The sequence below is a fragment of the Nocardia sp. NPDC050710 genome, from assembly GCF_040654375.1.
GTDB lineage: Bacteria > Actinomycetota > Actinomycetes > Mycobacteriales > Mycobacteriaceae > Nocardia.
Genome location: NZ_JBFAHV010000005.1, coordinates 83165 through 106424, shown reverse-complemented (window position 1 = coordinate 106424; position 23260 = coordinate 83165). Strand labels below are relative to the sequence as shown.

The window sequence follows — 23260 nt, the reverse complement described above, 5'->3', positions numbered from 1 at the left end:
ATCCACCTCGGCACGCGGTGCACCGCATGACCGATGTCGGCACCGCGTACGACGAAATCGCCGAGCTCTACGTCGAATTCGTCAAGGACGATCTCGCGGCGAATCCGTTCGACCGGGCGATGCTCGACCTATTCGCGGAATCGCTGCGGGACAACGAATCCGGGCCGGTGGCGGACGTGGGATGTGGGCCGGGGCGGATTACCGACTATCTGGCCTCACTCGGCCTGGACGCGTTCGGCATCGACCTGTCGGCGCGGATGATCACGCTGGCCCGGCGCGCGTATCCGGGGTTGCGGTTCGACGAGGGTTCGATGGAGCGGCTCGATCTTGCCGACGGTGCGCTCGCGGGCCTGGTGGCGTGGTATTCGATCATCCACCTGCCGCCGGATCGGATTCCGGATGTGTCGGCCGAGTTCGCGCGGGTACTCCGTCCGGGAGGGCACGCACTGCTGGCTTTCCAGGCGATCGAGACCACGGACGCGGTGGAAGCCTTCGACCACAGGGTGATTCGCGCCTATCGTTGGCCGCCGCAACGGCTTGCCGCTTTATTGCGGGCGGACGGATTCACCGAGGTGTGCCGAATGGTCCGGAAACCACGGCCGGGTGAGCGGTTCGAGCAGGCATACCTGCTGGTAACGAAGGATCGTTGATTCGACACACAACGCACCGAGGGTGCGGGTAAGTTTGTGAGGTCGCAGAAGATTCATAGCTGTGCGTGCCCACCCGACAATGTGGTCGATTCACCGTTCCAAACTTCACCACTGTCGTCAGGGGGCGACTATCAATGGAGTTCGTTTCGCCGATCGATGCCCTATTCCTGCTGGCCGAGTCGCGGGAGCACCCCATGCACGTGGGTGGACTCCAGCTGTTCGAACCACCCGAGGACGCCGACCCCGATTTCGGGCGGCGCACCTACGACAAGGTGTTGCAGAACAACGACTTTCAGCCCACATTCCGCAAGCGCCCGGCCACCTGGCTCGGCGCACCGCAGTTGGGTTGGACACGGGAATCCGATATCGAGCTCGCCTACCACGTGCGACGCGAGGCCCTGCCCGCACCCGGAAAGCCGGAGCAGCTGCTCGATCTGGCCTCCCGGCTGCACAGCACCCTGCTGGATCGACATCGGCCGCTGTGGGAGTTCCACCTCATCGAGGGGCTGAACGACGGGCGCTTCGCGCTGTACTCCAAGATGCACCACGCGCTGATCGACGGCGTCGCGGCGCAGCGGCTCATGCAGCGCACCCTCACCACCGACGTGACCTCCTGCGCTGCCAGGGTGCCGTGGAATCTGCCGCACACCGCACGCCAGCGGCCGGACGCGCCGAGCGGCTCCGCCCTCGGTTCCGCGGCGCGAAACCTGTTGTCCGCGGCCACTTCGACGCCCGCACTCATCCGCGCGGCCCGCACGGCGCTGCTGCGGCAGCAGTTGACCATGCCGTTCGAGGCGCCGCGCACCATGTTCAACGTGAACATCGGCGGGGCCCGGCGGGTCGCGGTCCGGTCCTGGCCACTGGAGCGGATCAAGCAGGTGAAGAAGGCCACCGGCTCGACCGTGAACGACGTGGTGCTCGCCATGTCGGCGGGCGCTCTGCGCGACTATCTGCTCGAGCGGGACGCGCTGCCGGATAAGCCACTGATCGCGATGGTTCCGATGTCGCTGCGGGCCGAGGACGACGACGAAGCGGGCGGCAACAAGATCTGCGCCATTCTCTGCAACCTCGCCACCGATGTCACCGATCCACTCGCCCGACTCGGCGCCATCAGCGAATCCATGCGCCGCAACAAGGCGATCTATCAGTCGCTGTCGAGTACCCAGGCGATGGCGCTGTCCGCGTTGACACTGAGCCCGGTCTCGCTGTCGCTGCTTCCCGCGCTCACCTCGGTGACGAATCCGCCGTTCAATATCGTCATCTCGAATGTGCCGGGACCGCGCGAACCCATGTACTGGAACGGCGCGCGCCTCGACGCCAGCTACCCCATGTCGATTCCGTTCGACGGTCAGGCCGCCAACATCACCCTCACCACCAATGGCGACAACCTCGATTTCGGCATCGTCGGCTGCCGCCGCGCCGTCCCGCACCTGGCCCGCCTTCTCGGCCACTTGGAGAACGCGCTGGTCGAGCTGGAAGAAGCAATCTAGGCCGGGCCCGCCTCCCGTTTCGTCATGTGCCGGGAAGAAGCACTGTCCCGAGAAAACTAGAACGTGTTACTGTCGAAATATGGTGTACTCACCAGTCGATGAGGCCGCTGCCGCGCCACGGCGATACTCGCGGTATGCGGCCCATTCGGCTGGACCGAGCGGCCACGCGCCTCGATCGACTGGAACACGGCGAGGCAACTATGTAACTCGTTCTAGAGCATTCTCGGCCCGCGCTTCGCGGCGGCGGAGCCAGTAAGGGAGACCAGCACCCATGCGTACCGAAATCTGCGACCGGCTGGGGATCGAGTTCCCCATTTTCGCCTTCACCCATTGCCGCGATGTGGCGGCCGCGGTCAGCAATGCCGGCGGTCTGGGCGTACTCGGCGCGGTCGGCTTCACCGCCGAGCAACTGGAGGTCGAGCTGGCGTGGCTCGACGAGCATGTGCACGGCGTCTACGGCGTCGACCTGGTCATCCCCTCCAAATACGAGGGCAAGGGCATCGACGGCCTCAGCCCCGAGGAGCTGGAAGCCAAACTGGCGGAACTGGTTCCGCAGGGCCACCGCGACTTCGCCGAGAAGATCCTTGCCGACCACGGCGTCCCGCAGCTGCCCGAGGAAGAACACCACAACCAACTGCTCGGCTGGACCGCCACCACGGTCGCGCCGCAGATCGAGGTGATCCTGCGCCACCCCAAGGCCAAGCTGGTCGCCAACGCGCTCGGCACCCCACCACCGGAGGTGGTCGAGCAGATCCAGAGCTCGGGCCGACTCATCGGCGCGTTGTGCGGTTCGGTGAAGCATGCGCTCAACCACAAGGCCGCGGGCCTGGATTTCGTTGTCTGTCAGGGCACCGAAGGCGGCGGGCACTGCGGCGAGATCTCCTCGATGGTGCTGTGGCCGCAGGTGGTCGACGCGATCGGCGATATGCCGATGCTGGCCGCGGGTGGCATCGGCAACGGCCGCCAGGTCGCCGCCGCCATGGCCATGGGCGCGGCGGGCGCCTGGACCGGTTCGCTGTGGCTCACCGTCGAAGAGGCGAATGTGCCGCCCGCCCAGATGCAGACCTACATCGACGCCTCCAGCCACGACACCGTGCGCTCACGCTCGTGGACCGGTAAGCCATGCCGGATGCTGAAGAACGACTGGACCGAGGCATGGGAGTCGGCGGAGACCCCCGACCCGCTGCCCATGCCGCTACAGATGATGGTGGCCCTCGACGGCGTCAAGCGCGGACACCGCTATCCGGAGGCCGCGAAGGACGTGAACTTCAACCCGGTCGGCCAGGTGGTCGGCATGATGAACAAGATCGAGCGCTCCGCCGATGTGGTCAACCGGCTGATCCAGGAGTACGTGGAGTCCTGCGAGCGCCTGAACAAGCTCAACGGGGCCTGAACTCGACCGCCGAGCGCCCCGCCGACGGGACCGTCGGTGGGGCGCTGTTCGTTCTGGGCGTCGGACATCTCGACCACCTGCTGCCGGACGCCCGGATTTCGTCTCAGACAGTTATCGGCGCACTGATCGGCCGGATCCGGGGGAGGAACGAGCACATAACGCAACGCGGCCCGGACAGATGTCCGGGCCGCATCGAGTTCCGATCCGATCGGGCCGCGTATCAGGCGGTCGCCGCGTGCGTCTCCGCTGCCGCGTCGACCGCGCCGAGTAGCTCCTCGAACTTGGCCACCACCTTCTCGTGGTACATCCCGAACAGGTCCTCGAACAGCGCCAACTGCGCATCGGACGGGCCGGAACCGGATTCCCACACCGCCACCAGCGCCCGCCAGACCAGGACATGCAGGTCCGCGGCGCCCGCGAAGAACGCGGCGACCGCCTCGGGCACCTCGAGCACCATTTCCCCGATGGAGTTCAGAATGGCGCGTTGCATGCTGAGCCCGAGCGTGGTGAGCAGCCGGCGCACCAAGGTGACCTCGATGGCCAGAATCTGCCGGAAATCCGGAACCTCCAGCCGGGCCAGCGATTCCAACTCGTCGATGGCGGATTTCAGTTCGGCCGGATCGATCTCCTGCGCGCTCCCGGTGTAGGCGAGCAGCGCCTCCATCACGATGCCGCGCTCCACCTCGACGATGTCGCGAAACATCTCGATGGCGATCTCCGGCATCGGGATCGAGAAACGAAACAGGTGCCGGTACACATCGATGCCGCCCGCCTCCCGGACGTCACGGATGGTGAACCCCTTACCCCGGCGTGCTTCGACGAATCCGTACGACTCCAGCCGCCCGAGAGTCAGCTGCGCGGTCGCGCGGTTCATGTCGAATTCCTCGGCCACCTGGCGGACCGAAGGCATCAAATCCCCTGGTTGATATTCCCCTGCGGCAACCCGGCGCGCCAATTCATCGGCCACGTCGGCGACTACCGTTTGGGATCCCATCGATGCCACCTTTCGAACTTGTTCGGTATACGTCCCAGACAGTCTAGGCCGTCTTATGTCAGACTGCACCTGTGTAACACTGATCCGCGCACAGTGTGAGGTGATTCATGACCATTCGACGGGGATTCGGTCAGCCGGACGAGGAACCGGCAGGTGGACGCCCTCGCATCTTCCGCGCTCGGCCCAGTGACAAACTCCCGGTGCGCAGCGCTGTTCGCAATGCCAAACTAGCCGCGCTCCCGGTGGCCTTCGCGGGCCGTCAGGCCATGGGTGTCGGCAAGCGCGCACTCGGCCGCTCGGCGGATGCGGTGCATCGCGACATCCAATTGCGTACCGCACAGCACATTTTCGAGGTGCTCGGCGAACTGAAGGGTTGCGCCACCAAACTCGGTCAGCTGCTTGCCATTTACGAACTGGCGCTGCCGCCGGATCTGGCTGAGCCCTACAAGATCGCACTCGGGCAACTCCAGGATTCCGCGCCCGCGATGCTGCCCTCGACCGTGCGCGCGGCCATGGCCGCCAATATGGGCAATGACTGGCGTTCGCAGTTCCGGGAATTCGACGAGCACCGCGCCGCGGCGGCCTCCATCGGACAGGTGCACCGCGCGGTGTGGCACGACGGTAGGGACGTCGCGGTCAAGGTGATGTATCCGGGCGCCCGCGAATCGGTGATCAGCGATCTCGACCAATTGCGGCGCATGTCCGGACTGGCCGCCGTTTTCGTGCCGGGGGCCGACGTCAAGGCCGTGACCGAGGCGATCTGCGACTGCGTGATGGAGGAACTCGACTATCGCGCGGAGGCCGCTTATCAACGCGCCTTCGCGGCCGCCTATGCCGATGATCCCGAGATCCGTGTCCCGGATGTCGTCGCACAGCGCGGCGATGTCGTCATCACCGAGTGGCTCGACGGCACCCCGGTGCCGCGCATCGTCGCCGGGGGCGATCAACGCGAACGCGACCGGGTCGGAATGCTCATGCTGCGCTTCGTGGTCGACGGCTGCGCAAGGACCGACCTGCTGTACGGCGACCCGCACCCCGGCAACTTCCGCGTACTGCCGGACGGGCGGCTCGGCGTCGTGGATTTCGGCGCGTGCACCGCCTGGCCGCCCGCGGGTTTCGAGGAGTTGGCGCTGGACTATTGCCGCGCGATCTTCGAAGGCGGTCCGCTGGACCTGGCGGCCGCGACCCGGCGGCACGGATTCGTGCAATCCGATCGGACCTTCGATGTGGATGCGCTGTTCGCCGCGGTCCTGCCGTGCAGTGAACCCTTGCGCCACGCGACTTTTCGGATGACTACGCCGTGGTTGCGCACGCAGGTGCGGCGCGCGACGAAACCTCGGCTGTCGAATGTGGCGCGTGAGTGCACCATGCCCGCGTATTTCACGCCGTTCGCGCGGTCGTCGCTCACATTGATCGGCGCGTTGACACAGCTCGAGACCGAGGGGCGATACCGAGACGAGATCGTCCGCGCGGTACCGGCGCTCGCGGAGGTGTTCGACAAGCTGGATCACGACGGCGACCGCCCGGTGGATCTGACCGCGGTTCGCCAGCGGCGCGCGCAGACGGATGCGCGGCGCCCCTCGCCCGGGTGAGCACGGCCCGCTGTCGCAGCGAGAACTAATCGTCTCAGACAGAACTTTCCGCGCAATAATTCAGCGGCCCAGCCACTCCCGCCAGTGCGGCGCGATCAGCTCGGCCAACACGTCGTAGCCGTCGGCGCCGGGGTGGGCGCCATCACCCGCGCGGACCTCGCGCATCCACACCGCACTCTCGCGCAGCGCCCGGTGCACCCGGACATAGGGCACGCCCGCGTTGGCGCAGCATTCGGCGAAGCGGGCGTCGAGTTCGGCGGTGCGGGCATTCTGCGCGAGGTCGTCCACCGGCGGCGGCCCGACCATCAGTACCGGCCAGCCACGTTCGGCGGCCTGCCCGAGCAGCTTCGTCAGGTTGGCCGCCGACTCCTCGAGCGCCACCCGCGCGACGCCGTCCTCGTGCGTGCTGTCGTTGACCCCGAACGACAGCACCACCCTGGCATCGGTTCCGGAGGTCAGCCGCTGCTCGCATTCCGGGAGCCAGCGACCGAGGATATCCGCCGAGGTCTGACGGCGCACACCCAGGTTGTAGGCGGTCAGTGGCAACCCTTCCGCATGGGCGAGCGCGCCGAGCCGACCGGCCCAACCCAGGCATCGGGCGTCGCCGACCCCGGCGACGAAGGAATCCCCGACCAAGCAGATACGAAGATCACGACCCACCTCGCCATCCTGGCACCGATCGCCGTGCGGCGGCCACGGTTTATCGCCCGGCCTTCAGCGAGGCGCCGCGCGCCCGCAGTTCGTCGGCCAGCTGCTTGCCCAGCGCCCGCGCCTCGACCCGCACCTGCGCGATCTCCTGCTTGGTCGGCCGGACGAAACCCTCGGCCTCCTCGATGCGCAGGCCGGCCCGCTGCTGTGCCGCCTCCGCCGCGGCCATCCGCTGATCGGCCTTCGCGCGGGCGATGTCCATGCGGGCGCCGACCAGGTCCGAGAGGTTGTTGTACGACATTGTTCTTCTCCTTGTGTTGGTGCCGGAGTTCGTTTCTCCGGCTGACAAGAAAGACAATGACCGTCGCCGCTGATAGCACACTGGCAGATCGCTGACAGATCGCCGCCGCCGTTGATTCGGTAGTCGGGCTGCGGTCCCCGTATCACCGAGTAACAGTCGGTGGCTTCGTCTTTGATATATCCGGCGTCGGCGTACCTCACTCACTCGATGGATCGGAGATCAGGTAATGCCCGCTACCCCAAGCACTTTCGGACGACGCTACCGAATCCTTCGCCGCTGGCCGACCCGTCGACTCGCCACCGCGCTCGCGTCGGCGCTGGCACTGGTCGCCCTGCCGGTGACCGCGACAGCCGAAGCTCCGTCGGCGCCCGGCGCCGTCGTCGCCACGGAACCGCTGCCCGCATCCCAGGGACTACCTGGAGCGGCGGCATCGACGAAAGTCACCTACTGGACCGCGGATTCGCGTGATCGTCCGCGACTGAGCTCCGGAGCGATCTTCGTCCCCGAAGGCACGCCCCCGCCCGGCGGCTGGCCGACGATCTCCTGGGGGCACGGCTCCAACGGTCTGGGTGACCAGTGCGCGCCCACCGTCGTTGGGCGGCCAGCGCCGGAGTCGTCCTATCTCGCCGACCTGCTGGCCGACGGCTTCGCGGTGGTCGCGAGCGACTACATCGGGCTCGGCACCGAGGGTTTGCCGAACTACCTCGACAGCGGCGGCGAGGCGCACGCCATGATCGACATCGTCCGCGCGGCACGAGGGCTGTATCCCGCGATCGGCTCGGTCTGGCTGGCCCAAGGGCATTCACAGGGCGCGCACGCGGCATTGAACACCGCGCCGAGGGCCGAGAGGTACGCACCCGAACTCGATTACCGCGGCACGGTCGCCACCAGCGCACCGCCCCAGATCGATGCGCTCGTCGGCCTCATCGGCCCGCAGATGCCGCGGATCCCGGCCCCGGCATCGCTATTCGTGATGGCCATCGCCGGATTCCGCGACCTGCGACCCGACCTGGACGTCGACAGTCACCTCACCGACCTCGGCCGCCGCACCGTGGCGCTCGCCGAAACCCTGTGCAGCCCACAGCTCGACGAGCAGACCGCGAACCTCTCGATCGGCGAGCTGGTCGCACAACCACTCGGCGAGCTGACCGCACCATTCCAGGACTACCTGCGGCTGCCGGTAGCGGGCTACCACGGCCCGCTGTTCCTCGGTCACGGAACGCGCGACGAAATCCTGCCCTACCCCCTCGTTTTCACCCTGCTCACCGGCCTGCTGTTGCACGGAGTCGCAGTAGATTTCCACAGCTACGACGCCGGGCACGACAGCATCATCCCGATCGCCGCCGCCGACGTCCGCGCATTCCTCGCCGCAGCCGTGGATTGATCGGCGTCGAGTACGACGATGCCGGGGGTTCACCATAAATATCGGTCGGCGGCTCGAATCCGGACACTCCGACCCAATAGGATCGCGGTGTTCGACCGGGAGGGAGTTGATCTTGACAGGGGTATTGGCGAATCCGGCGCCCGCACCACCGGTGTGGTTCACGGAGTTGTTCGCCCATCGGCGCTGGATCCGGCGCGCCAGACCGTTTCCGCACGTGTACGCACGCGATGTATTCGTCGCCGAGTTCTATCAGCGGCTGGCCGACGAATTGGCGCGGGTGCGCAGCGAACGTCCCGAGGCGTTCGACCCGGTGGCCGATAACTACAGCGCGGTCGGACTCGGGCTCGACCAGCTGCGGGACGGGCCGCTGGCGCTGTTCACCACACCGGAATGGCACGACCTGATCGCCGGGGTGGCCGGGGTTTCGGCAAGCGGTGATATCGAGGGCTCGGTGCACCACCATCCGCCGGGCGGCATTGCGGGGTGGCCGCACAACGATCTCGCCCCGGCGTGGTTCGGGGGTACCGCGCCCGGCCCGGGGGAAGTGCGCATGGCCGACCCCGAAGTCGATCTGAAGACCGGCGCGAGGGCGCCCGGCGTCGGCGCCAGGGAAATGGCGCGTTCGGTGGCGGTGATGTTCTATCTGGGCAACCCCGGCTGGCAGGTGGGTGACGGCGGTGAGACCGCGCTCTTCGCGGATATCGCGGGTAACGATCCGGTACCCGCGTTGATCGTGCCGCCGCTGGACAATTCGCTGGTGCTGTTCGAATGCACGCCGCGCTCGTGGCATACCTTCGCCGGTAATAACAAGGCCGCGCGCAACAGCGTGGTGATGTGGCTGCACCGTCCGATGGAGGACGTGTCGCGGCGTTGGGGAGGAGAGGGCATAGCCCGCTGGTGAAGGGTCCGAGGGACGCCGGGCCTGCCCGCTCCCTCGGTCAGTCCACCGGCCGGGTCGATACCCCGGTGATCTGCTCCGAGAACTCCCAGAGCCGTTGCGCGAGTTCGTCGTCCAACGCCTGCTTGTTGCGCGGCCGCTCTTCCTTCATACGGTGGAAGTAACGGCCGTTGATCGCCTCGCCATCCGGCGTCGCCACTAGATGCACCAGCGGCTGCGCGCCCTTATCGGGCCGGATGAAGAACGGTCGCGACAACGGCGAGCGCACGAAAAGTCCGACGCCGAAAGGAATGTTGTCGTAGACGTGGGTGGCGACCGCGCCCGGGTGGAATGCCGCGGTGACCAATCCGGTGCCCGCGGTGCGGCGCGCCAGTTCCCTGGTGAACAGGATATTCGCCAATTTGGAGGCACTGTAGGCGCCGAGCATGCTGAACGAACCGGTCGTCGCGTTGGCCGTCTCCGGATCCAGCTTCGCCGTCCGGTAGGTCATGCTCGAGGTATTGATCACCCGCGGCCGCGGCGCCTGCAACAGCCGGTCCAGCAGCAGTCCGGTCAGCAGGAACGGTGCGAGATGATTGACCTGGAAGGTCAATTCGTTGCCGTCGTCGGTCGCGGTCCGTTTCGCCCACGACCCGCCCGCGTTATTGGCCAGCACATCGATCCGCGGATAGCGGTCCAGCAACCGATCGGCGAGTGCGCGCACCTCGTCGAGGCGGCCGAAGTCGGCCAGAAATGCCTCGGCGCCGGCTCGGCGCGCCACCTCCGCCGTACGTTCCGGCGAACGGCCGACCACCGCCACCGTGGCGCCGCGCGCGGTCAGCTCGGCCGCCGCCACGGCGCCGATGCCGGAGCTCGCGCCGGTCACCACGATGGTCTTGTCCGCTAGATCCCTGTCTCGCACTGCCGCTGTCTCCCTCGGTCGCCCAGTCCCGGTCCGATCGATATCACATCGACCGGATTCGGCAAGGCCGCCGCGCGGCGCTAGTTGCCGTACTGCTTCGTCTCCGGACGCTCGATCAACAGGACGTGCGCGGGCTCGTCGGCGACCGGGCGGTGCCGCACGCCGCGGGGGATCACATAGATATCGCCGGGCCCCAGCCGGACCGGCGGCTGCCCCGCCAATTCGATCCGCAGTGCGCCGTCCCAGCACAGGAACAGCTCGTCCTCGTCGTGGTGGTGCCAGGGAAATTCGCCGTGCAGCTGGGCGACCCGGACCACGGCGTCGTTGACCCGCGCCAGTTCGTGCTGCTGAAAGGGTCCGGGCAGACCCGCGATGGCGGCGAGAATCGAAGTCGGCGGAGTCGTCGTTTCTGTCATGCGTTCATCGTCGATCGGGCTCGATGACCGATACAGGTCCAATCCGGCAGAATTGGTTCGGCTATGGATCCAATCAATGTGGCGGAGCGACTCGGACGGTGGTCGGCGGGGCGCGGTCCGCTCTACGCGCTGCTCGCGGCGCGGCTGCGCGAACTCATCGATGACGGGGAACTGCCGCCGGGCACCCGACTGCCGCCGGACCGCGCACTGGCCGGGACGCTGGCGGTTGGGCGCGGCACCGTGGTCGCGGCCTACGACCTGCTGCACACCGAGGGCAGGATCGTGCGACGCCAGGGCAGCGGCACCCGGGTCGCCGGACCACCGGCCGACACACCCGACACCACGGGCGCGCCGGTACTGCTCGATCTGCTCGAGCCGCGCTCCGATGTGATCGGACTGGCCTGCGCCGCACCCGACGCGCCACCGCCGCAGCTGATCGAGGCCTACACGCGCATCCTCCCCGCGCTCGCCGCCACCACCGGTGACATCGGCTACCACCCCGGCGGGCACCCGGACCTGCGTCGCGCCGTCGCCGCGTATTACGAACGCCGCGGCCTGGCGACCGGGCCCGAGCAGATTCTGGTGACCACCGGTGGGCAGCAGGCCCTTTCGCTGCTGGCCCGCGCCTTCCTGCGCCCCGGGGACCGGGTGCTGCTCGAGGCGCCGACATATCCGGGTGCCCTGGAAGCCTTTCGGGAGGCCGCGGCCGTGCCGCGGACCCTGCCGCCCGGGCTGCCCGGATTCGCCGCCGCCATCCGTGCGGCGCGGCCCGCCCTGGCCTACGCGGTACCGACTTTCCAGAATCCGACCGGTTCGGTGCTGTCCACCCTGCAACGGCGGGCGCTGGCCGAGGCGGCCGCCGCCGCCGATGTTCCGCTCATCGATGACGAGGTGCGGGCCGAATCGGGGTTCTCCGGTACGGAAACCCCGCCTCCGCTGGCCGCCTTCGGCGACTCCGTGCTCACCGTCGGCTCGCTCAGCAAGGTCGCCTGGGGCGGTCTGCGCGTCGGCTGGGTGCGTGCGTCGAGCGCGATCGTGGCCCGGCTGGCGCGGCTGCGCGCGGTGCACGATCTCGGCGGCAATCTGCCCGCGCAGCTGGCCGCCGCGGATCTGCTGACGAATCTGGACGGACTGCGCGCGGCCGCCGCACCTGTGCGCCGGGCTCAGCACGATCTGCTGCGCGAGGAACTGGCTCGGCTACTGCCGGACTGGGAGGTCGCGCCGGTGACCGGTGGGCATTCGCTCTGGGTACGGCTGCCGCGCGGCGACGGGACCTCGTTCGCGCAGGCCGCGTTGCGGCACCGGGTGGTGGTGCTGCCCGGCGGCGGCATGGACGCCGCGGGCGGTAGTACCGACCGGCTGCGTCTGCACTTCCTGCATCCGCCGGAGGTGCTGAGCACGGCCGTACAGCGCCTAGCCGCGGCCTGGAACGACTACCGCGCACCGGCCCGCCCGGCCGTATCGGCGCCGCCTCTGGCAGTCTGATCACCGGCCGAAGCGGCACCGCACGACGTCGAACCGCGGCGGCGTGTTGGTCCGATCGGTCACGGCGACCTGCTGCATACTCACGAAACGCACGACACGGGTGGCCGGTATAGCTCCAACTCGATCCGAAAGTGCCGATACGACATGCGAGTCGACGGGCGGGACATCCCGGTCACGGGCAGCCTGCTACAACCGCTGATCCGGCGGACCACAGACATCGTCCGTGTCGTACTCGCGGCGCTGTGGCTGGCCGTGGTCATCGCGGCTTCGGTCATCACCCGACCGGAATGGCTGGCCCTGGAGCGTTCGGTCTCCGATATCGTCGGCTTCCTCACGCCGGATCAATCGAATCTGGTGTACCTCGTCTACGGCGTCGCGATCCTGATCCTGCCCTTCGCGATCCTGATCGAGCTGATCATCGGCAGGCAGTGGAAACTGCTGGCCGGATACGCGGCGGCCGGACTGGTCGCGCTCCTGCTGCTGTCCATCACCGGCACCGGCCTTTCCGCGCCGAAATGGCATCTCCAGGTACCGGATCGGCTCGATACCTTCCTCTCCCAGTTCCTGGACGATCCGCGGTGGATCGCCATGCTCGCCGCGGTGCTCACCGTCTCCAGCCCGTGGCTGCCGACGCGGCCGCGGCGTTGGCTGTGGTTCCTGCTGCTCGCCTTCGCACCGATCCACCTGGTGGTCAGCACCGTGGTGCCCGCCAGGGCGATGTTCGGTCTGGCGGTCGGGTGGCTGGTCGGCGCTGTCATTGTGTGGGTGGTCGGCACCCCGGCGCTGGAGGTTCCGCTGGACGCCGCCGTGCGGGTGCTGGCCGGGCGCGGGCATACGGTCGACGCGCTCACGGTGGTGCGGCCCGCGGGACCCGGACCGCTGACGCTGGCCGCCGCGGTGGCGGGACCCGAGCGGGAACTGATGATCGAGCTGTACGGCAAGAATCAGCGCAGCTGGGGTGCGCTGCGCATGCTGTGGCGCTGGCTCACCTTCCGCAGCAGTGAAACCGCGGCCCTGCACGGTTCCATGCACCGGGCTGTCGAGCATCGTGCGCTGATGACGATCGCCGCGGACGATCTCGGTCTCGCGGGCGAGACCGCCACCGCCGTTACCGCACTCGATCGCGGCTGGATGCTGTACGCGCACACCACACCGCGCGGCAAAGCCATCGCCGAACTTTCCGAGTCGGTGCTGCCCGGGGTCTGGACGGCGCTCGATCTGCTGCACAAAAGCCAGATTTCGCATGGCGATCTGCGACCTGTCGAGATCCGGGTCGAGGGCGACAGCACCCTGTTCGGCGGATTCGGCAGTGCCGAATTCGGCGCCTCCGATACCCAGATCCAGTCCGATATCGCGCAGTTGCTGGTCTCGACCTCGGCCATCTACGGCAAAGAACCCGCGGTGAAGGCCGCCATCACGGCCCTCGGGCAGCAGACGGTGCTACTTGCCTCGCGTCGGCTCACCAAATCCGCCATGCCCTCCGGTATTCGCAAGTCGGTATCCGATTGGGGCGCGGTGGTTTCCCAGACGCGCGACGAGGTGCGCAAGCAGACCGGGCAGGACAGGATCGAGGCCGATCAGATCACCCGGTTCTCCCGCAACCAGATCATTCAGCTGGTGCTGCTCATCGGCCTGGTCTACGTCGCCTACCCGTTCATCAGTGCGGTGCCGACCTTCTTCACCCAGCTCAGGACCGCGAACTGGTGGTGGGCGCTGCTCGGGCTCGCGGTCTCGTCGCTGACGTATGTCGGTGCGGCCGCGGCACTGTGGGCCTGCGCCTCCGGACTGGTCGGCTTCAAGAATCTGGTGATCATGCAGGTTGCCAATACCTTCGCCGCGACCACCACCCCGGCCCGGGTCGGCGGCTTGGCGCTGAGTGTGCGATTCCTGCAGAAGGGCGGGCTCGGCGCGGTGCGCGCCACCGCCGCGGTGGCGCTGCAGCAGGCGGTGCAGATCATCACCCACCTGAGCCTGCTGTTGATGTTCAGCATCGTGGCCGGGACCTCGGCGAATCTATCGCATTTCGTCCCCGACGCCATGGTGTTCTACCTGGCCGCCGGTGTCGCGGTCGGCATCGTCGGCACCTTCATGTTCGTACCGAAACTGCGCCGCTGGCTGAATACCTCGGTACGGCCGCAGTTGCAGGAGGTGCTGGGCGAACTGAGTCAGCTGGCGCGCGACCCCAAACGATTCGCCACCATCGTCCTCGGCTGCGCGGTCATCACTCTCGGCCAGGCGGGCGCGCTGTGGGCCAGCGTCGAGGCCTTCGGCGGCGGAACGAATTTCGTCACCGTCACCATTGTCACGATGATCGGCGGCACCCTCGCCTCCGCGGCCCCAACCCCCGGCGGTGTCGGCGCCGTCGAGGCCGCCCTCATCGGTGGCCTCGCCGCCTTCGGGCTCCCCGCTACCATCGCGGTCCCCGCAGTACTGCTCTACCGGGTCCTCACCTGCTGGCTGCCCGTCTTCTGCGGCTGGTTCACCATGCGCTGGCTCACCGGAAAGAACATGATCTAGCGCCGCGCAACGCGGAAGAGCCCTGAGCCACCACGGACCCAGGGCTCCCGCGCTCGGCGGATCAGCCGACGACGACGGCCTCGGCGAGACGCGCGGTGATCAGTTCCTCCGCCTCTCGCACCATCCGGTCGATGAGCTCGGCGCAGCCGGGGATGTCGTGGATCAGGCCCTGGGCAAGGCCCGCGGACCAGATGCCCGCATCGAGATCGCCGTCCTCGAAGACGCGGCGGCCACGGGCGCCGGCGACGAGTTCGCGGACGTCCTCGAATGTGCCTCCCGCCTTCTCGATTTCGACGACCTTGCGGCTGATCTCGTTATCCGCGACCCGGGCGGTATTGCGCATGGTGCGGAAGATCAACTGGGTGTCGAGTTCGCTATTGGCGACGATCTGCTCCTTGACCTTCTGGTCGATGGAGGATTCCCGGGTGCACAGGAAGCGGGTGCCCATATTGACGCCGTCGGCGCCCAGTGCGAGGGCGGCGACCAGGCCGCGGGCGTCGGCGATGCCGCCGGAAGCGATCATCGGGATGTCGAGAACCCGTGCGGCGGCGGGGATCAGGATCAGGCCGGGGATATCGTCCTCGCCCGGGTGACCCGCGCATTCGAAGCCGTCGATGCTGACGCCGTCGACACCGATCCGCTGCGCCTTGAGCGCATGCCGGACGCTGGTGCATTTGTGCAGCACCTTGATGCCCGCGTCCCTGTAGTACGGCAGGAAGGGTTCCGGATTGGACCCGGCCGTCTCGACGATCTTGACGCCGCTGTCGATGATGGCCTGCACATATTCGGCGTAGGGCGGCGGGTTGATCGACGGCAGGATGGTGACATTGACGCCGAACGGTTTATCGGTCAGTTCCCGGGTGCGCGCGATCTCCTGGCGCAGATCGTCGGGGGTGGGCTGGGTGAGGGCGGTGATGAAGCCGAGCCCGCCCGCGTTGGCGACGGCCGCGACGAGCTCCGCCCGGCCGACCCACATCATGCCGCCCTGCACGATGGGGTGTTCCACCCCGAAGGTCTCGGTGAACCTGGTACGCAGCATTGCGCTTCTCCTATTTCTCGCGCGGGCGTGCCAGTCCGCCCTGTCGCCATGATGGTGACATGAGAATCGTCTCTCTCACAAGCAGTAAGTGAGCCGGGATTCGCATGTGTCGACGACCTTAAGACGTCACGCAGTCTCGTTATAGAACCGATTACAGTCTTAAATACCCAGCTAGGTGCCGATTTTCGAAGGCAATCGAGCCACTGAGTCGATTAACGATGATTCATCTCTTGATCTCTTGCCCATGAGATAAGTTAGTTGTTATTCTCGTCTCAGTTCAGCCCGCCAACACTGTCGGACATCCCTGTGTACGCAGGTGGCGGTCCCGCAGCGACTGCTCGCAGCTCGCCCGAGACAACACAGCCAAGGAGTTCGTGGCATGACCACTGGTGTACAGGCGCTCGACGAGCCGATCAGATCGCGGCGCAACCACTGGAACAACCAGCTCGCGACCCACGCGCAGATGCGCCCGGACGCGGTCGCCGTGCGATTCCGTGGCGTCGACACCACCTGGCAGCAGCTCAACGAACGGTCGCTCAAATTCGCCGACGCGCTCGCCCGCCGCGGTGTCGGCTTCGGCGACCGGGTACTGATCCTCGCGCTGAACTACCCCGAATACCTCGAGACGGTCTTCGGTATCAATGCGCTCGGCGCCATCGCGGTCCCCGTCAACTTCCGGCTCACCCCGCCCGAGGTCGCCTATATCGTCGGCGACAGCGGCGCGAAGGCGATCGTGACCGACAAGGTGCTGGCGCCGCTGGCCGCCGCCGTTCGGGCACAGTCGCCCGCCCTGGAGACCTGCGTCGTCATCGGCGGCGCCTCCGGTGACGGCATGCTCGGCTTCGACGAGCTGCTGGCCGAGGGCGGCGAGCCGCATGCGCCGCTCGACATCCCCGAGGGCACCCCGAGCCTGATCATGTACACCTCGGGCACCACCGGTAGCCCGAAGGGCGCGGTGCTTTCGCACGCGAATATGAACGCGCAGGCCCTCACCTGCATCCGGGCGCTGGCCATCGAACAGGACGCGGTGGGCTTCTGCACCTCACCGCTGTTCCATATCGCCGGACTCGGAAGTCTCGCACCGTATTTCATGCTCGGCGCCAAAACCGTCCTGCATCCGCTCGGCGCCTTCGACGCCACCGAGTTCCTCGACGCGCTGGAGGCCGAACAGGCCACCACCGCGTTCTGCGTGCCCGCGCAGTGGCAGCTCATCTGCGCCGAGCCGACCGTCAAGGAGCGCAAACTCGCCCTCGAGGCGCTGAGCTGGGGCGCCGCGCCGGCATCCGATACGGTGCTGCGGGCAATGGCCGAATGCTTCCCCACCGCCTTCAATGTCGCGGTATTCGGCCAGACCGAGATGTCACCCATCACCTGTGTGCTGGAGGGTAAGGACGCGATCCGCAAGCTCGGTTCGGTCGGCAAGCCCATCCCGACCATCCAGACCCGCATCGTCGACGACGAGATGAACGATGTCGCGCCCGGCGAAATCGGCGAAATCGTCTACCGCGGACCGACCTTGATGCAGGGCTACTGGAATAAGCCGGAGGCCACCGCGGAGGCGTTCGCGGGCGGCTGGTTCCACTCCGGCGACCTGGTGCGTCAGGACGAGGACGGCTTCATCTACGTCGTCGACCGCAAGAAGGACATGATCATCTCCGGCGGCGAGAACATCTACTGCGCCGAGGTGGAGAACGTGCTCTTCGCGCATCCGAAGATTCGTGAGGCCGCGGTGATCGGGCGGACGCACGAGAAGTGGGGCGAGGTGCCGGTCGCGGTGGTCGCGCTGGTCGATCCGGACGCAGAGCTCACCATCGCGGACCTCGAGCCCTTCCTGAACGAGAATCTGGCCCGCTACAAGCACCCCAAGGACCTGGTGGTGGTGGCCGAGCTGCCGCGCAACGCCAGCGGCAAGGTCGTGAAAGTGCAGCTGCGCAAGGATTACTCGTCCTAGCCACCGATCCCCGTTTCTGTGAACTGGGTCACTGAAAACGGGTACGCGGGCGGCACGAATGCGTCAGGATCACCCGATGGGGATCCCACGCATTCGTGTCGCCGTGCTCGCACTGCACTGGCAGGTGAATGTCATTCGGCCCGAGGGTTTCTTCGGGCCGATGCTGGCCGGACCCGTCGCGTCGAGCGGGGTGGTGCCGCGCGCGGCCGAGTTCCACGAGACGGCCGCGAAAACCGGTACGCCGCTGCTCTTCACCCGTTTCACCATCCCGATCGGCGAAGGTGAGCTGGTCCGCAATACCGGGTTCATGCGATCGGTGGGTGCGGCGCAAACCGACTTCCGTCCGGAATCCACCGGTGCCCAGCTCATTCCGGAGATGGATGCGCAGCCCACCGAGGTCTTCGACAATCAGCGGCTCTCCGGACTGGCGGGCGGGAAAATCGTCGAGTGGCTCGCCGATCGCGGCATCGACACCCTATTGCTCACCGGGGTCGCCACCAATCTCACGGTGGAACAGACCGCGAGGCACGGCACCGATCTCGGCTTCACGGTGCATACCGTCACCGATTGTGTCGCGGCGGCGACCGACGACGCACATGCGGCATCGCTGACCAACCTCGAACTCGTCACCGCGGGTGGTCTGACCGCGGAAGCCGCGCTGGAATTGCTGAGCCACCACTGATCCGAGAGCGGCCGACGGCCGGTGCGTGGCAGCCCGGCCACCACGCCGCACATCCGCTTCGACCGGACTCCGCCCGCGCGGCAACCCTGACCGGTCACGCCGAACGAAGACCCCGTCAGCCCGCCGGACGGCTGAGGGGGTCCTTATCGTGACGACGCACCAGATCGTCCAGACCGGGGGCCACCAACTCCTCGAGTTGCCGGTACGCGTCGGCCGCCGTGAGAGGCGGATCGGCGTCGGCGATCATGCCGAGCAAGCCGACGACACCCCAGGACAGGAAGGTGATGGGCGCCGCGAGATCGTCCTCGTCGACGTCGAAGGTGTCGGCGAGGCGTTCGGCAAGGATCTTGGCGACCATGCCGCGGGTGGCGCGCAGCAGTACCGCGTTGGCCTTGCGGCCGAGTAGGGCGCGGTAGACCTCCGGATTCTCGGCGGCGAGCCCGAACAGGGTGTACACCGGGGCCAGCGGAGCCGACATGGCCGGTGCCGCGGGATCTTCCGGATCGGGACGGGCCGCCATGATGGTCGCGCGCAGGTATTCGGTGCTGCTGACCAGCAGCAGGTCGTCCTTGTCGCGGAAGTGGGCGTAGAAGGTGGAGCGGCCGACATCGGCGCGTTCCAGGATGTCGCTGACCGAGATTCGCTCGTAGCCACGTTCCAGCATGAGTTCGATCAACGCCTGGTGCAGCAGGTTTCTGGTGCGCCGGACGCGGCGGTCCGTGCTCTGGTTCATCGTGTTGTTCCCGAATGCATAGGTCCTCCGGACAAAGTGCCCGGAGCTGTTCCGAAGGGAACGCTTTCCGTCACTTTGCTCCTGGTCGAGCTGGTAGTACCCCACAGATCATGAACACATGACCGGAAACAAACAACAGTCCAGCGCCACGAATTCGACCGCGGACGCGGAAACCGGCGTCCTGATCACCAAACCGCGTGGATATCGGATCTTGAAATCCGTCTTCCTCGCCGGTCGCTCCAGGGCCCTGAACACCGCGCTGGTGGCGGCGAGTGGCGTGCGGACCGGTGAGGCCGCACTCGATATCGGCTGTCGGAAAAGCCTTCGACCGGCGGGGTCAACGCACCGTACCCTTGCGCGATCACCAGGAGGGGATTCCTATGGCAACACTGCAAGTCACCGTCGAAGAGTTGATCGTTCACCCGCACCCGAATGCCGACCGGCTGGAGCTGGCGCAGGTGGGGCTGTACCGCGCCGTGATCGCCAAAGGACAGTTCGTCACCGGCGACTACGCGCTGTACATCCCGGAGCAGGCAATCCTGCCGGAGGCGCTGATCGAGGAGATCGGACTGGCCGGGAAGCTGGCCGGACCCGAACACAATCGGGTGAAGACCGTGCGGTTGCGTGGCGAGGTCTCGCAGGGAATCGTCTGTCTGCCACGGGCATTGGCGGGTGTGGAGCTGGCATCGGCCGCGGCCGAGCGCACCGATTTCGCCGAACTGCTCGCAATCACCAAATGGGTGCCGACGGTTCCCGTGTCGATGTCAGGGCAGATGGAGTCCGCGCCGGAGCTGATCCGCTGGATCGACGTGGAGAACATCAAGCGGTACCCGGATATCTTCGCACCCGATGAGCCGGTCGTCGCCACCGAGAAGATCCACGGCAGTGCCTGCCTGCTGACCTATCTGCGCGACGGCGATCGAGTTCATGTGTCGTCCAAGGGGGTCGGCGGTCAGTCGCTGGCGCTGGTACCCACCGACGACAACCTGTACTGGCGGGCGGTGCATCGATTCGGACTGATCGAGGCGGCCCGCAAGCTGGCCGAGGCCTTCGACCTCGCGCGGGTCGGGTTCTTCGGCGAGGTGTACGGCGCGGGCGTCCAGGACCTGCACTACGGGGCCGCGGCCGCCCGTGACGAGACGCTCGGGTACGCACTGTTCGATATCGCGGTCGATCCGGCGCCGGAGCCACTGCGCTGGCTCGACCATGCCGAAATCGGCGCCGCACTCGCCGATCTCGGCATCGCCGTGCCGCGGGTACCGGTGCTGTACGAGGGTCCGTACGATTCCGAGCTGCTGCTGCGCCTGGCGGAGGGCACCGAGACCGTCACCGGCACCGCGGCCAATATCCGGGAGGGCCTGGTGGTGCGCCCGGCGACCGAGCGGCGCTCGGACGTACTCGGCGGGCGCGCCATCGGCAAGATCGTCTCGAACGCCTACCTGCTGAGGGACGGTGGCACCGAGTACGAGTAGGGCGGTGAGCGGGCTCAGGTCAGGTCGAGCCGGGCCAGCTCCACCCGGTTCGCCACGCCGAGCTTCGGGAAGGCCCGATACAGGTGGTGACCAACGGTTTTCGGACTCAGGAACAGCTGTGCGCCGATCTCTTTATTGGTCGCACCCGCCGCGGCCAGGCGAACCACCTGGAACTCCTGCGGGGTGAGCCGGGCGGCCGCATCGGTGGCCACCTCCGGCACGGCGCCCTCCCCGGCGGCGCGCAACTCGGTGCGGGCATGCTCGGCCCAGGGCGCCGCACCGAGCCGGTCGAAGATTTCCATGGCCTTGCGCAGTTGCACCCTGGCCTCACCGGTCCGGCGTTCGCGGCGCAGCCATTCTCCGTAGAGCAACCCGCTGCGCGCGTACTGGAACCAGCGACCCTCCGCGGCAAGCAGTTTCACGGATTCGGCGAGCATTTCGCCATCGCCTTCGAGCAGACCGCGGCAGCGTAGCGCCATCCCGTCGGCCCACGGTGTGGCGATCGCCTCCGCCCACTCGGCGATTTCGGCCATGGCCTCGGCGGCGCGCTCGGGTCGGCGCAGCCGGGCGGCGAGTTCGACCAGATCGGAGAGCAGCTCGATCCACTGGCCGCGGGCGGCGAGCGGAAGATGGTAGTGAGCGTCCAGGCGGTCCAGCGCCAATTCGTAACGGCCCGCACCCATATCGAGCATCGCCAGTGCCCACTCGCAATGCGTGGTATCGATACAGTTCTGCTCGCCAGGTGTCTGGCGCAGATTGCGTTCGGCGAGTTCGCGGCATCGGTCGGCATCGCCGCGCACGGCGGCGATATAGGCCAGATTCGACTCCGCCTGGGCGATCCGCGCCGGCTGCCCCACGTCGACGGCGATCCGCAGCGCCTCGGTCGCGGCGGCCGCCGCCTCGCGGAAGCGGCCGAGCACCAATTCGGCGGTGCCCAGCGTGCAGATCACCGCGGGCAGGTAGCCGACCATGCCGCGCGCGCGGACCTCGTCGGCGAGTTCGGTCAGGATGTCGCGGGCCTGTTCGAGGTCACCGATCAGCATGATCTGCAGCACGAAGTTGAGTCGCAAGGTCAGCTGTTCGACCGGAATCGACCGGCTGAGTTCCAGATTCGCGCGAATATCGACGACCGCGGCCGCCCGGTCCCCGGAATGCAGGCGCAACGGCGCGTCCAATCCGTTGGCGAGCACGATGGCATGCAGATCGGGGAGCAGCTCCGCCAATTTGGCATGCGCTCGGATGACGCCGTCGAGGTCGCCCGCGGTCCACGACACCCGACCCGCCAGCAGCAGATGCTGCATGGCCAGGTCCGGCGCCACCGCCGCCGCGTCCTGGGCCGCCGCGAGCAACAGGTCGTATGACTTGCGCAGCGAGCCGTGTTCGAACTCGACGTGGGCCCGCGCCCCGCGCAGCCGGGCGCGATCACCGGGCTGCAGGATGAGTCGTTCCGCGACCTGTGCCAGCCGCAGCGCCCGCTCCGTGCGGCCCGCCTCCACCGCGGTTTCGACCGCACGCACCAGCCTGCTCGCTCTGGCGGCCGGATCCGGGGTGAGATGGGCGGCCCGCTCCAGCGCCGTCGCGGCTGTCGCGTAACCCGCACGGCCACGGGCATGTTCGGCGGCCTGGTCGAGTGCGGCGGCGACCGTCTCGTCCGGCCCGGTCGTGGCCGCGGCCAAATGCCAGGCCCGCCGGTCCGGATCGTCGTGCAGCATATCGGCGATCGCGGCATGCACGGCGATCCGCTGGGTGAACGGCGCCATTTGGTAGGCGGCGGCGCGTTTGAGCGGATGCCGGAATTCCACCGTTTGCGTCGATACCTGCACCATATTGGAGTCTTCGGCGGCGGCGAGCGCGGCGGCCGAGTGACCGAGCCGGGCGAGCACCCGGAGCACCAGATCGAGGTCGCCGGTTTCCTCGGCCGCGCACACCAGCAGCGCCAGCCGCGTCGCCTCGGGCAGCTCGGCCATATGTTCCTGATATCCGGCCTGGAGCCGATGGGGGAGCGGAATCGGGCCGAGTGGCGGCTGGGTTTCGGTGTGCATGCGCGGCAATTCGACCACCGCGAGCGGATTTCCGGCCGCCTCGAGCAGCACCCGGTCTCGGATCTCGGGCGCCAGATCGGGCCAACGATCGGCCAGCAGCGCCCGCGCATCGGTGGGCGCCAACGGATTCAGTGGCATTTCCGGTAGACCGGCCGCCGCGAACTCGGGGCGGCCCGCGAACAGCATGGCGATCGAGTCGGCGCCGAGTCTGCGTGCGGCGAACAGCAGCGCGTCGGCCGAGGGCCGATCCAGCCATTGGGCGTCATCGATGAGGCACAGCACCGGGCCGTCCGCCGAGAGTTCGGCAAGCAAGGTCAATGTCGCCACACCGACCAGGAACCGATCGACCTGATCGACCGCGCTCAACCCGAGCGCACCGCGCAGCGCATCCCGCTGCGGTCCCGGCAGCGCGTCCAAGCGGTCCAAGGCCGGGCTGAGCAGCAGGTGCAGACCCGCGAAGGGGAGTTCGGATTCGCTTTCGATTCCGGTGCAGCGCAATACACGCCAGCCGCCGCCCGCCAATTTCTCGGCATGCTCGAGCAGTGCGGATTTGCCACCGCCGGGATGCGAAACGACTATGACGGCACCGCTTCGGGACATCCGCGCGCCGTATAGCAAGGCATTGAGCCGCTGTACTTCTTTCGAACGGCCGTACAGCATAGGGGCCAACCT

Annotated in this window: 19 protein-coding genes; 11 read left to right on the top strand and 8 right to left on the bottom strand. The window is 67.5% G+C overall.

What is annotated here, in order from left to right:
* Positions 1-26: 26 nt before the first annotated feature.
* The 3 genes from AB0H61_RS12300 to AB0H61_RS12290 all read left to right on the top strand — a co-directional run bounded on the left by AB0H61_RS12300 (position 27) and on the right by AB0H61_RS12290 (position 3533).
* Positions 27-650, top strand: a complete 624-nt coding sequence (locus AB0H61_RS12300) for a class I SAM-dependent methyltransferase (protein WP_357302562.1) — start codon at positions 27-29, stop codon at positions 648-650.
* 134 nt (positions 651-784) lie between these two features.
* Complete coding sequence (locus tag AB0H61_RS12295; protein ID WP_357302559.1) at positions 785-2140, top strand: wax ester/triacylglycerol synthase family O-acyltransferase; 1356 nt, start codon at positions 785-787, stop codon at positions 2138-2140.
* A 271-nt stretch (positions 2141-2411) separates the two neighbouring features.
* Positions 2412-3533: a nitronate monooxygenase family protein gene (locus AB0H61_RS12290; RefSeq protein WP_357302557.1), complete on the top strand. Its 1122-nt coding sequence runs from the start codon at positions 2412-2414 to the stop codon at positions 3531-3533.
* Between the two features lie 220 nt (positions 3534-3753).
* On the opposite strand, the gene AB0H61_RS12285 is transcribed toward AB0H61_RS12290, so the two are convergent.
* Positions 3754-4527: a GntR family transcriptional regulator gene (locus AB0H61_RS12285; protein WP_357302555.1), complete on the bottom strand. Its 774-nt coding sequence runs from the start codon at positions 4525-4527 to the stop codon at positions 3754-3756.
* A 107-nt stretch (positions 4528-4634) separates the two neighbouring features.
* Between AB0H61_RS12285 and AB0H61_RS12280 the strand changes: the two genes are divergently transcribed.
* On the top strand, positions 4635-6119 hold the full coding sequence (locus tag AB0H61_RS12280; RefSeq protein WP_357302553.1) for an AarF/ABC1/UbiB kinase family protein: 1485 nt from the start codon (positions 4635-4637) through the stop codon (positions 6117-6119).
* A gap of 60 nt (positions 6120-6179) precedes the next feature.
* On the opposite strand, the gene AB0H61_RS12275 is transcribed toward AB0H61_RS12280, so the two are convergent.
* Positions 6180-6779: a GDSL-type esterase/lipase family protein gene (locus tag AB0H61_RS12275; protein WP_357302551.1), complete on the bottom strand. Its 600-nt coding sequence runs from the start codon at positions 6777-6779 to the stop codon at positions 6180-6182.
* A gap of 40 nt (positions 6780-6819) precedes the next feature.
* The gene (locus AB0H61_RS12270; RefSeq protein WP_357302549.1) at positions 6820-7068 is read right to left on the bottom strand and encodes a hypothetical protein; all 249 of its coding nucleotides are present in this window, start codon (positions 7066-7068) and stop codon (positions 6820-6822) included.
* A 226-nt stretch (positions 7069-7294) separates the two neighbouring features.
* Here AB0H61_RS12270 and AB0H61_RS12265 point away from each other — a divergent pair, with 226 nt between their 5' ends.
* Both AB0H61_RS12265 and AB0H61_RS12260 read left to right on the top strand, forming a co-directional pair.
* Positions 7295-8452 (top strand): lipase family protein, encoded by a 1158-nt coding sequence (locus AB0H61_RS12265; protein WP_357302547.1) that lies wholly within the window; start codon positions 7295-7297, stop codon positions 8450-8452.
* 112 nt (positions 8453-8564) lie between these two features.
* Complete coding sequence (locus AB0H61_RS12260) at positions 8565-9353, top strand: 2OG-Fe(II) oxygenase (RefSeq protein ID WP_357302545.1); 789 nt, start codon at positions 8565-8567, stop codon at positions 9351-9353.
* A 37-nt stretch (positions 9354-9390) separates the two neighbouring features.
* On the opposite strand, the gene AB0H61_RS12255 is transcribed toward AB0H61_RS12260, so the two are convergent.
* Together AB0H61_RS12255 and AB0H61_RS12250 are read right to left on the bottom strand one after the other, a co-directional pair.
* Positions 9391-10251, bottom strand: a complete 861-nt coding sequence (locus AB0H61_RS12255; protein ID WP_357302543.1) for an SDR family NAD(P)-dependent oxidoreductase — start codon at positions 10249-10251, stop codon at positions 9391-9393.
* 80 nt (positions 10252-10331) lie between these two features.
* Positions 10332-10667, bottom strand: coding sequence for a cupin domain-containing protein (locus AB0H61_RS12250; protein WP_357302540.1), 336 nt, complete (start codon positions 10665-10667; stop codon positions 10332-10334).
* 63 nt (positions 10668-10730) lie between these two features.
* On the opposite strand from AB0H61_RS12250, the gene AB0H61_RS12245 reads away from it, so the two are divergent.
* Both AB0H61_RS12245 and AB0H61_RS12240 read left to right on the top strand, forming a co-directional pair.
* Entirely contained in the window at positions 10731-12152 is a 1422-nt protein-coding gene (locus AB0H61_RS12245; RefSeq protein WP_357302538.1) for a PLP-dependent aminotransferase family protein, read from the top strand.
* 144 nt (positions 12153-12296) lie between these two features.
* A complete protein-coding gene (locus AB0H61_RS12240; protein WP_357302535.1) occupies positions 12297-14669 on the top strand; it encodes a lysylphosphatidylglycerol synthase transmembrane domain-containing protein in 2373 nt (790 codons plus the stop codon).
* 61 nt (positions 14670-14730) lie between these two features.
* On the opposite strand, the gene AB0H61_RS12235 is transcribed toward AB0H61_RS12240, so the two are convergent.
* Positions 14731-15708 carry a nitronate monooxygenase family protein gene (locus AB0H61_RS12235; RefSeq protein ID WP_357302532.1) on the bottom strand — a complete coding sequence of 326 codons (978 nt, stop codon included), beginning with the start codon at positions 15706-15708 and terminating at the stop codon, positions 14731-14733.
* 379 nt (positions 15709-16087) lie between these two features.
* On the opposite strand from AB0H61_RS12235, the gene fadD5 reads away from it, so the two are divergent.
* Together fadD5 and AB0H61_RS12225 are read left to right on the top strand one after the other, a co-directional pair.
* On the top strand, positions 16088-17659 hold the full coding sequence (fadD5, locus tag AB0H61_RS12230) for a fatty-acid--CoA ligase FadD5 (RefSeq protein ID WP_357302529.1): 1572 nt from the start codon (positions 16088-16090) through the stop codon (positions 17657-17659).
* A gap of 76 nt (positions 17660-17735) precedes the next feature.
* Complete coding sequence (locus AB0H61_RS12225) at positions 17736-18341, top strand: cysteine hydrolase (protein ID WP_357302526.1); 606 nt, start codon at positions 17736-17738, stop codon at positions 18339-18341.
* Between the two features lie 115 nt (positions 18342-18456).
* Here the strand turns inward: AB0H61_RS12225 and AB0H61_RS12220 are convergent, their stop codons facing one another.
* On the bottom strand, positions 18457-19074 hold the full coding sequence (locus AB0H61_RS12220; protein ID WP_357302524.1) for a TetR/AcrR family transcriptional regulator: 618 nt from the start codon (positions 19072-19074) through the stop codon (positions 18457-18459).
* A gap of 380 nt (positions 19075-19454) precedes the next feature.
* Between AB0H61_RS12220 and AB0H61_RS12215 the strand changes: the two genes are divergently transcribed.
* Positions 19455-20546: an RNA ligase (ATP) gene (locus AB0H61_RS12215; RefSeq protein ID WP_357302521.1), complete on the top strand. Its 1092-nt coding sequence runs from the start codon at positions 19455-19457 to the stop codon at positions 20544-20546.
* A 14-nt stretch (positions 20547-20560) separates the two neighbouring features.
* Here the strand turns inward: AB0H61_RS12215 and AB0H61_RS12210 are convergent, their stop codons facing one another.
* A complete protein-coding gene (locus tag AB0H61_RS12210) occupies positions 20561-23248 on the bottom strand; it encodes a LuxR C-terminal-related transcriptional regulator (RefSeq protein WP_357302518.1) in 2688 nt (895 codons plus the stop codon).
* Positions 23249-23260: the final 12 nt, after the last annotated feature.

Excerpts from the sequence above, each read along its gene's own strand:
- AB0H61_RS12245 (WP_357302538.1), top strand. The coding sequence starts at position 10,731 with ATGGATCCAATCAATGTGGCGGAGCGACTCGGACGGTGGTCGGCGGGG.
- AB0H61_RS12280 (WP_357302553.1), top strand. The coding sequence starts at position 4,635 with ATGACCATTCGACGGGGATTCGGTCAGCCGGACGAGGAACCGGCAGGT.
- fadD5 (WP_357302529.1), top strand. The coding sequence starts at position 16,088 with ATGACCACTGGTGTACAGGCGCTCGACGAGCCGATCAGATCGCGGCGC.
- AB0H61_RS12210 (WP_357302518.1), bottom strand. The coding sequence starts at position 23,248 with ATGCTGTACGGCCGTTCGAAAGAAGTACAGCGGCTCAATGCCTTGCTA.
- AB0H61_RS12265 (WP_357302547.1), top strand. The coding sequence starts at position 7,295 with ATGCCCGCTACCCCAAGCACTTTCGGACGACGCTACCGAATCCTTCGC.
- AB0H61_RS12225 (WP_357302526.1), top strand. The coding sequence starts at position 17,736 with ATGGGGATCCCACGCATTCGTGTCGCCGTGCTCGCACTGCACTGGCAG.
- AB0H61_RS12250 (WP_357302540.1), bottom strand. The coding sequence starts at position 10,667 with ATGACAGAAACGACGACTCCGCCGACTTCGATTCTCGCCGCCATCGCG.
- AB0H61_RS12235 (WP_357302532.1), bottom strand. The coding sequence starts at position 15,708 with ATGCTGCGTACCAGGTTCACCGAGACCTTCGGGGTGGAACACCCCATC.
- AB0H61_RS12220 (WP_357302524.1), bottom strand. The coding sequence starts at position 19,074 with ATGAACCAGAGCACGGACCGCCGCGTCCGGCGCACCAGAAACCTGCTG.
- AB0H61_RS12270 (WP_357302549.1), bottom strand. The coding sequence starts at position 7,068 with ATGTCGTACAACAACCTCTCGGACCTGGTCGGCGCCCGCATGGACATC.
- AB0H61_RS12285 (WP_357302555.1), bottom strand. The coding sequence starts at position 4,527 with ATGGGATCCCAAACGGTAGTCGCCGACGTGGCCGATGAATTGGCGCGC.
- AB0H61_RS12300 (WP_357302562.1), top strand. The coding sequence starts at position 27 with ATGACCGATGTCGGCACCGCGTACGACGAAATCGCCGAGCTCTACGTC.
- AB0H61_RS12240 (WP_357302535.1), top strand. The coding sequence starts at position 12,297 with ATGCGAGTCGACGGGCGGGACATCCCGGTCACGGGCAGCCTGCTACAA.
- AB0H61_RS12290 (WP_357302557.1), top strand. The coding sequence starts at position 2,412 with ATGCGTACCGAAATCTGCGACCGGCTGGGGATCGAGTTCCCCATTTTC.
- AB0H61_RS12215 (WP_357302521.1), top strand. The coding sequence starts at position 19,455 with ATGGCAACACTGCAAGTCACCGTCGAAGAGTTGATCGTTCACCCGCAC.
- AB0H61_RS12295 (WP_357302559.1), top strand. The coding sequence starts at position 785 with ATGGAGTTCGTTTCGCCGATCGATGCCCTATTCCTGCTGGCCGAGTCG.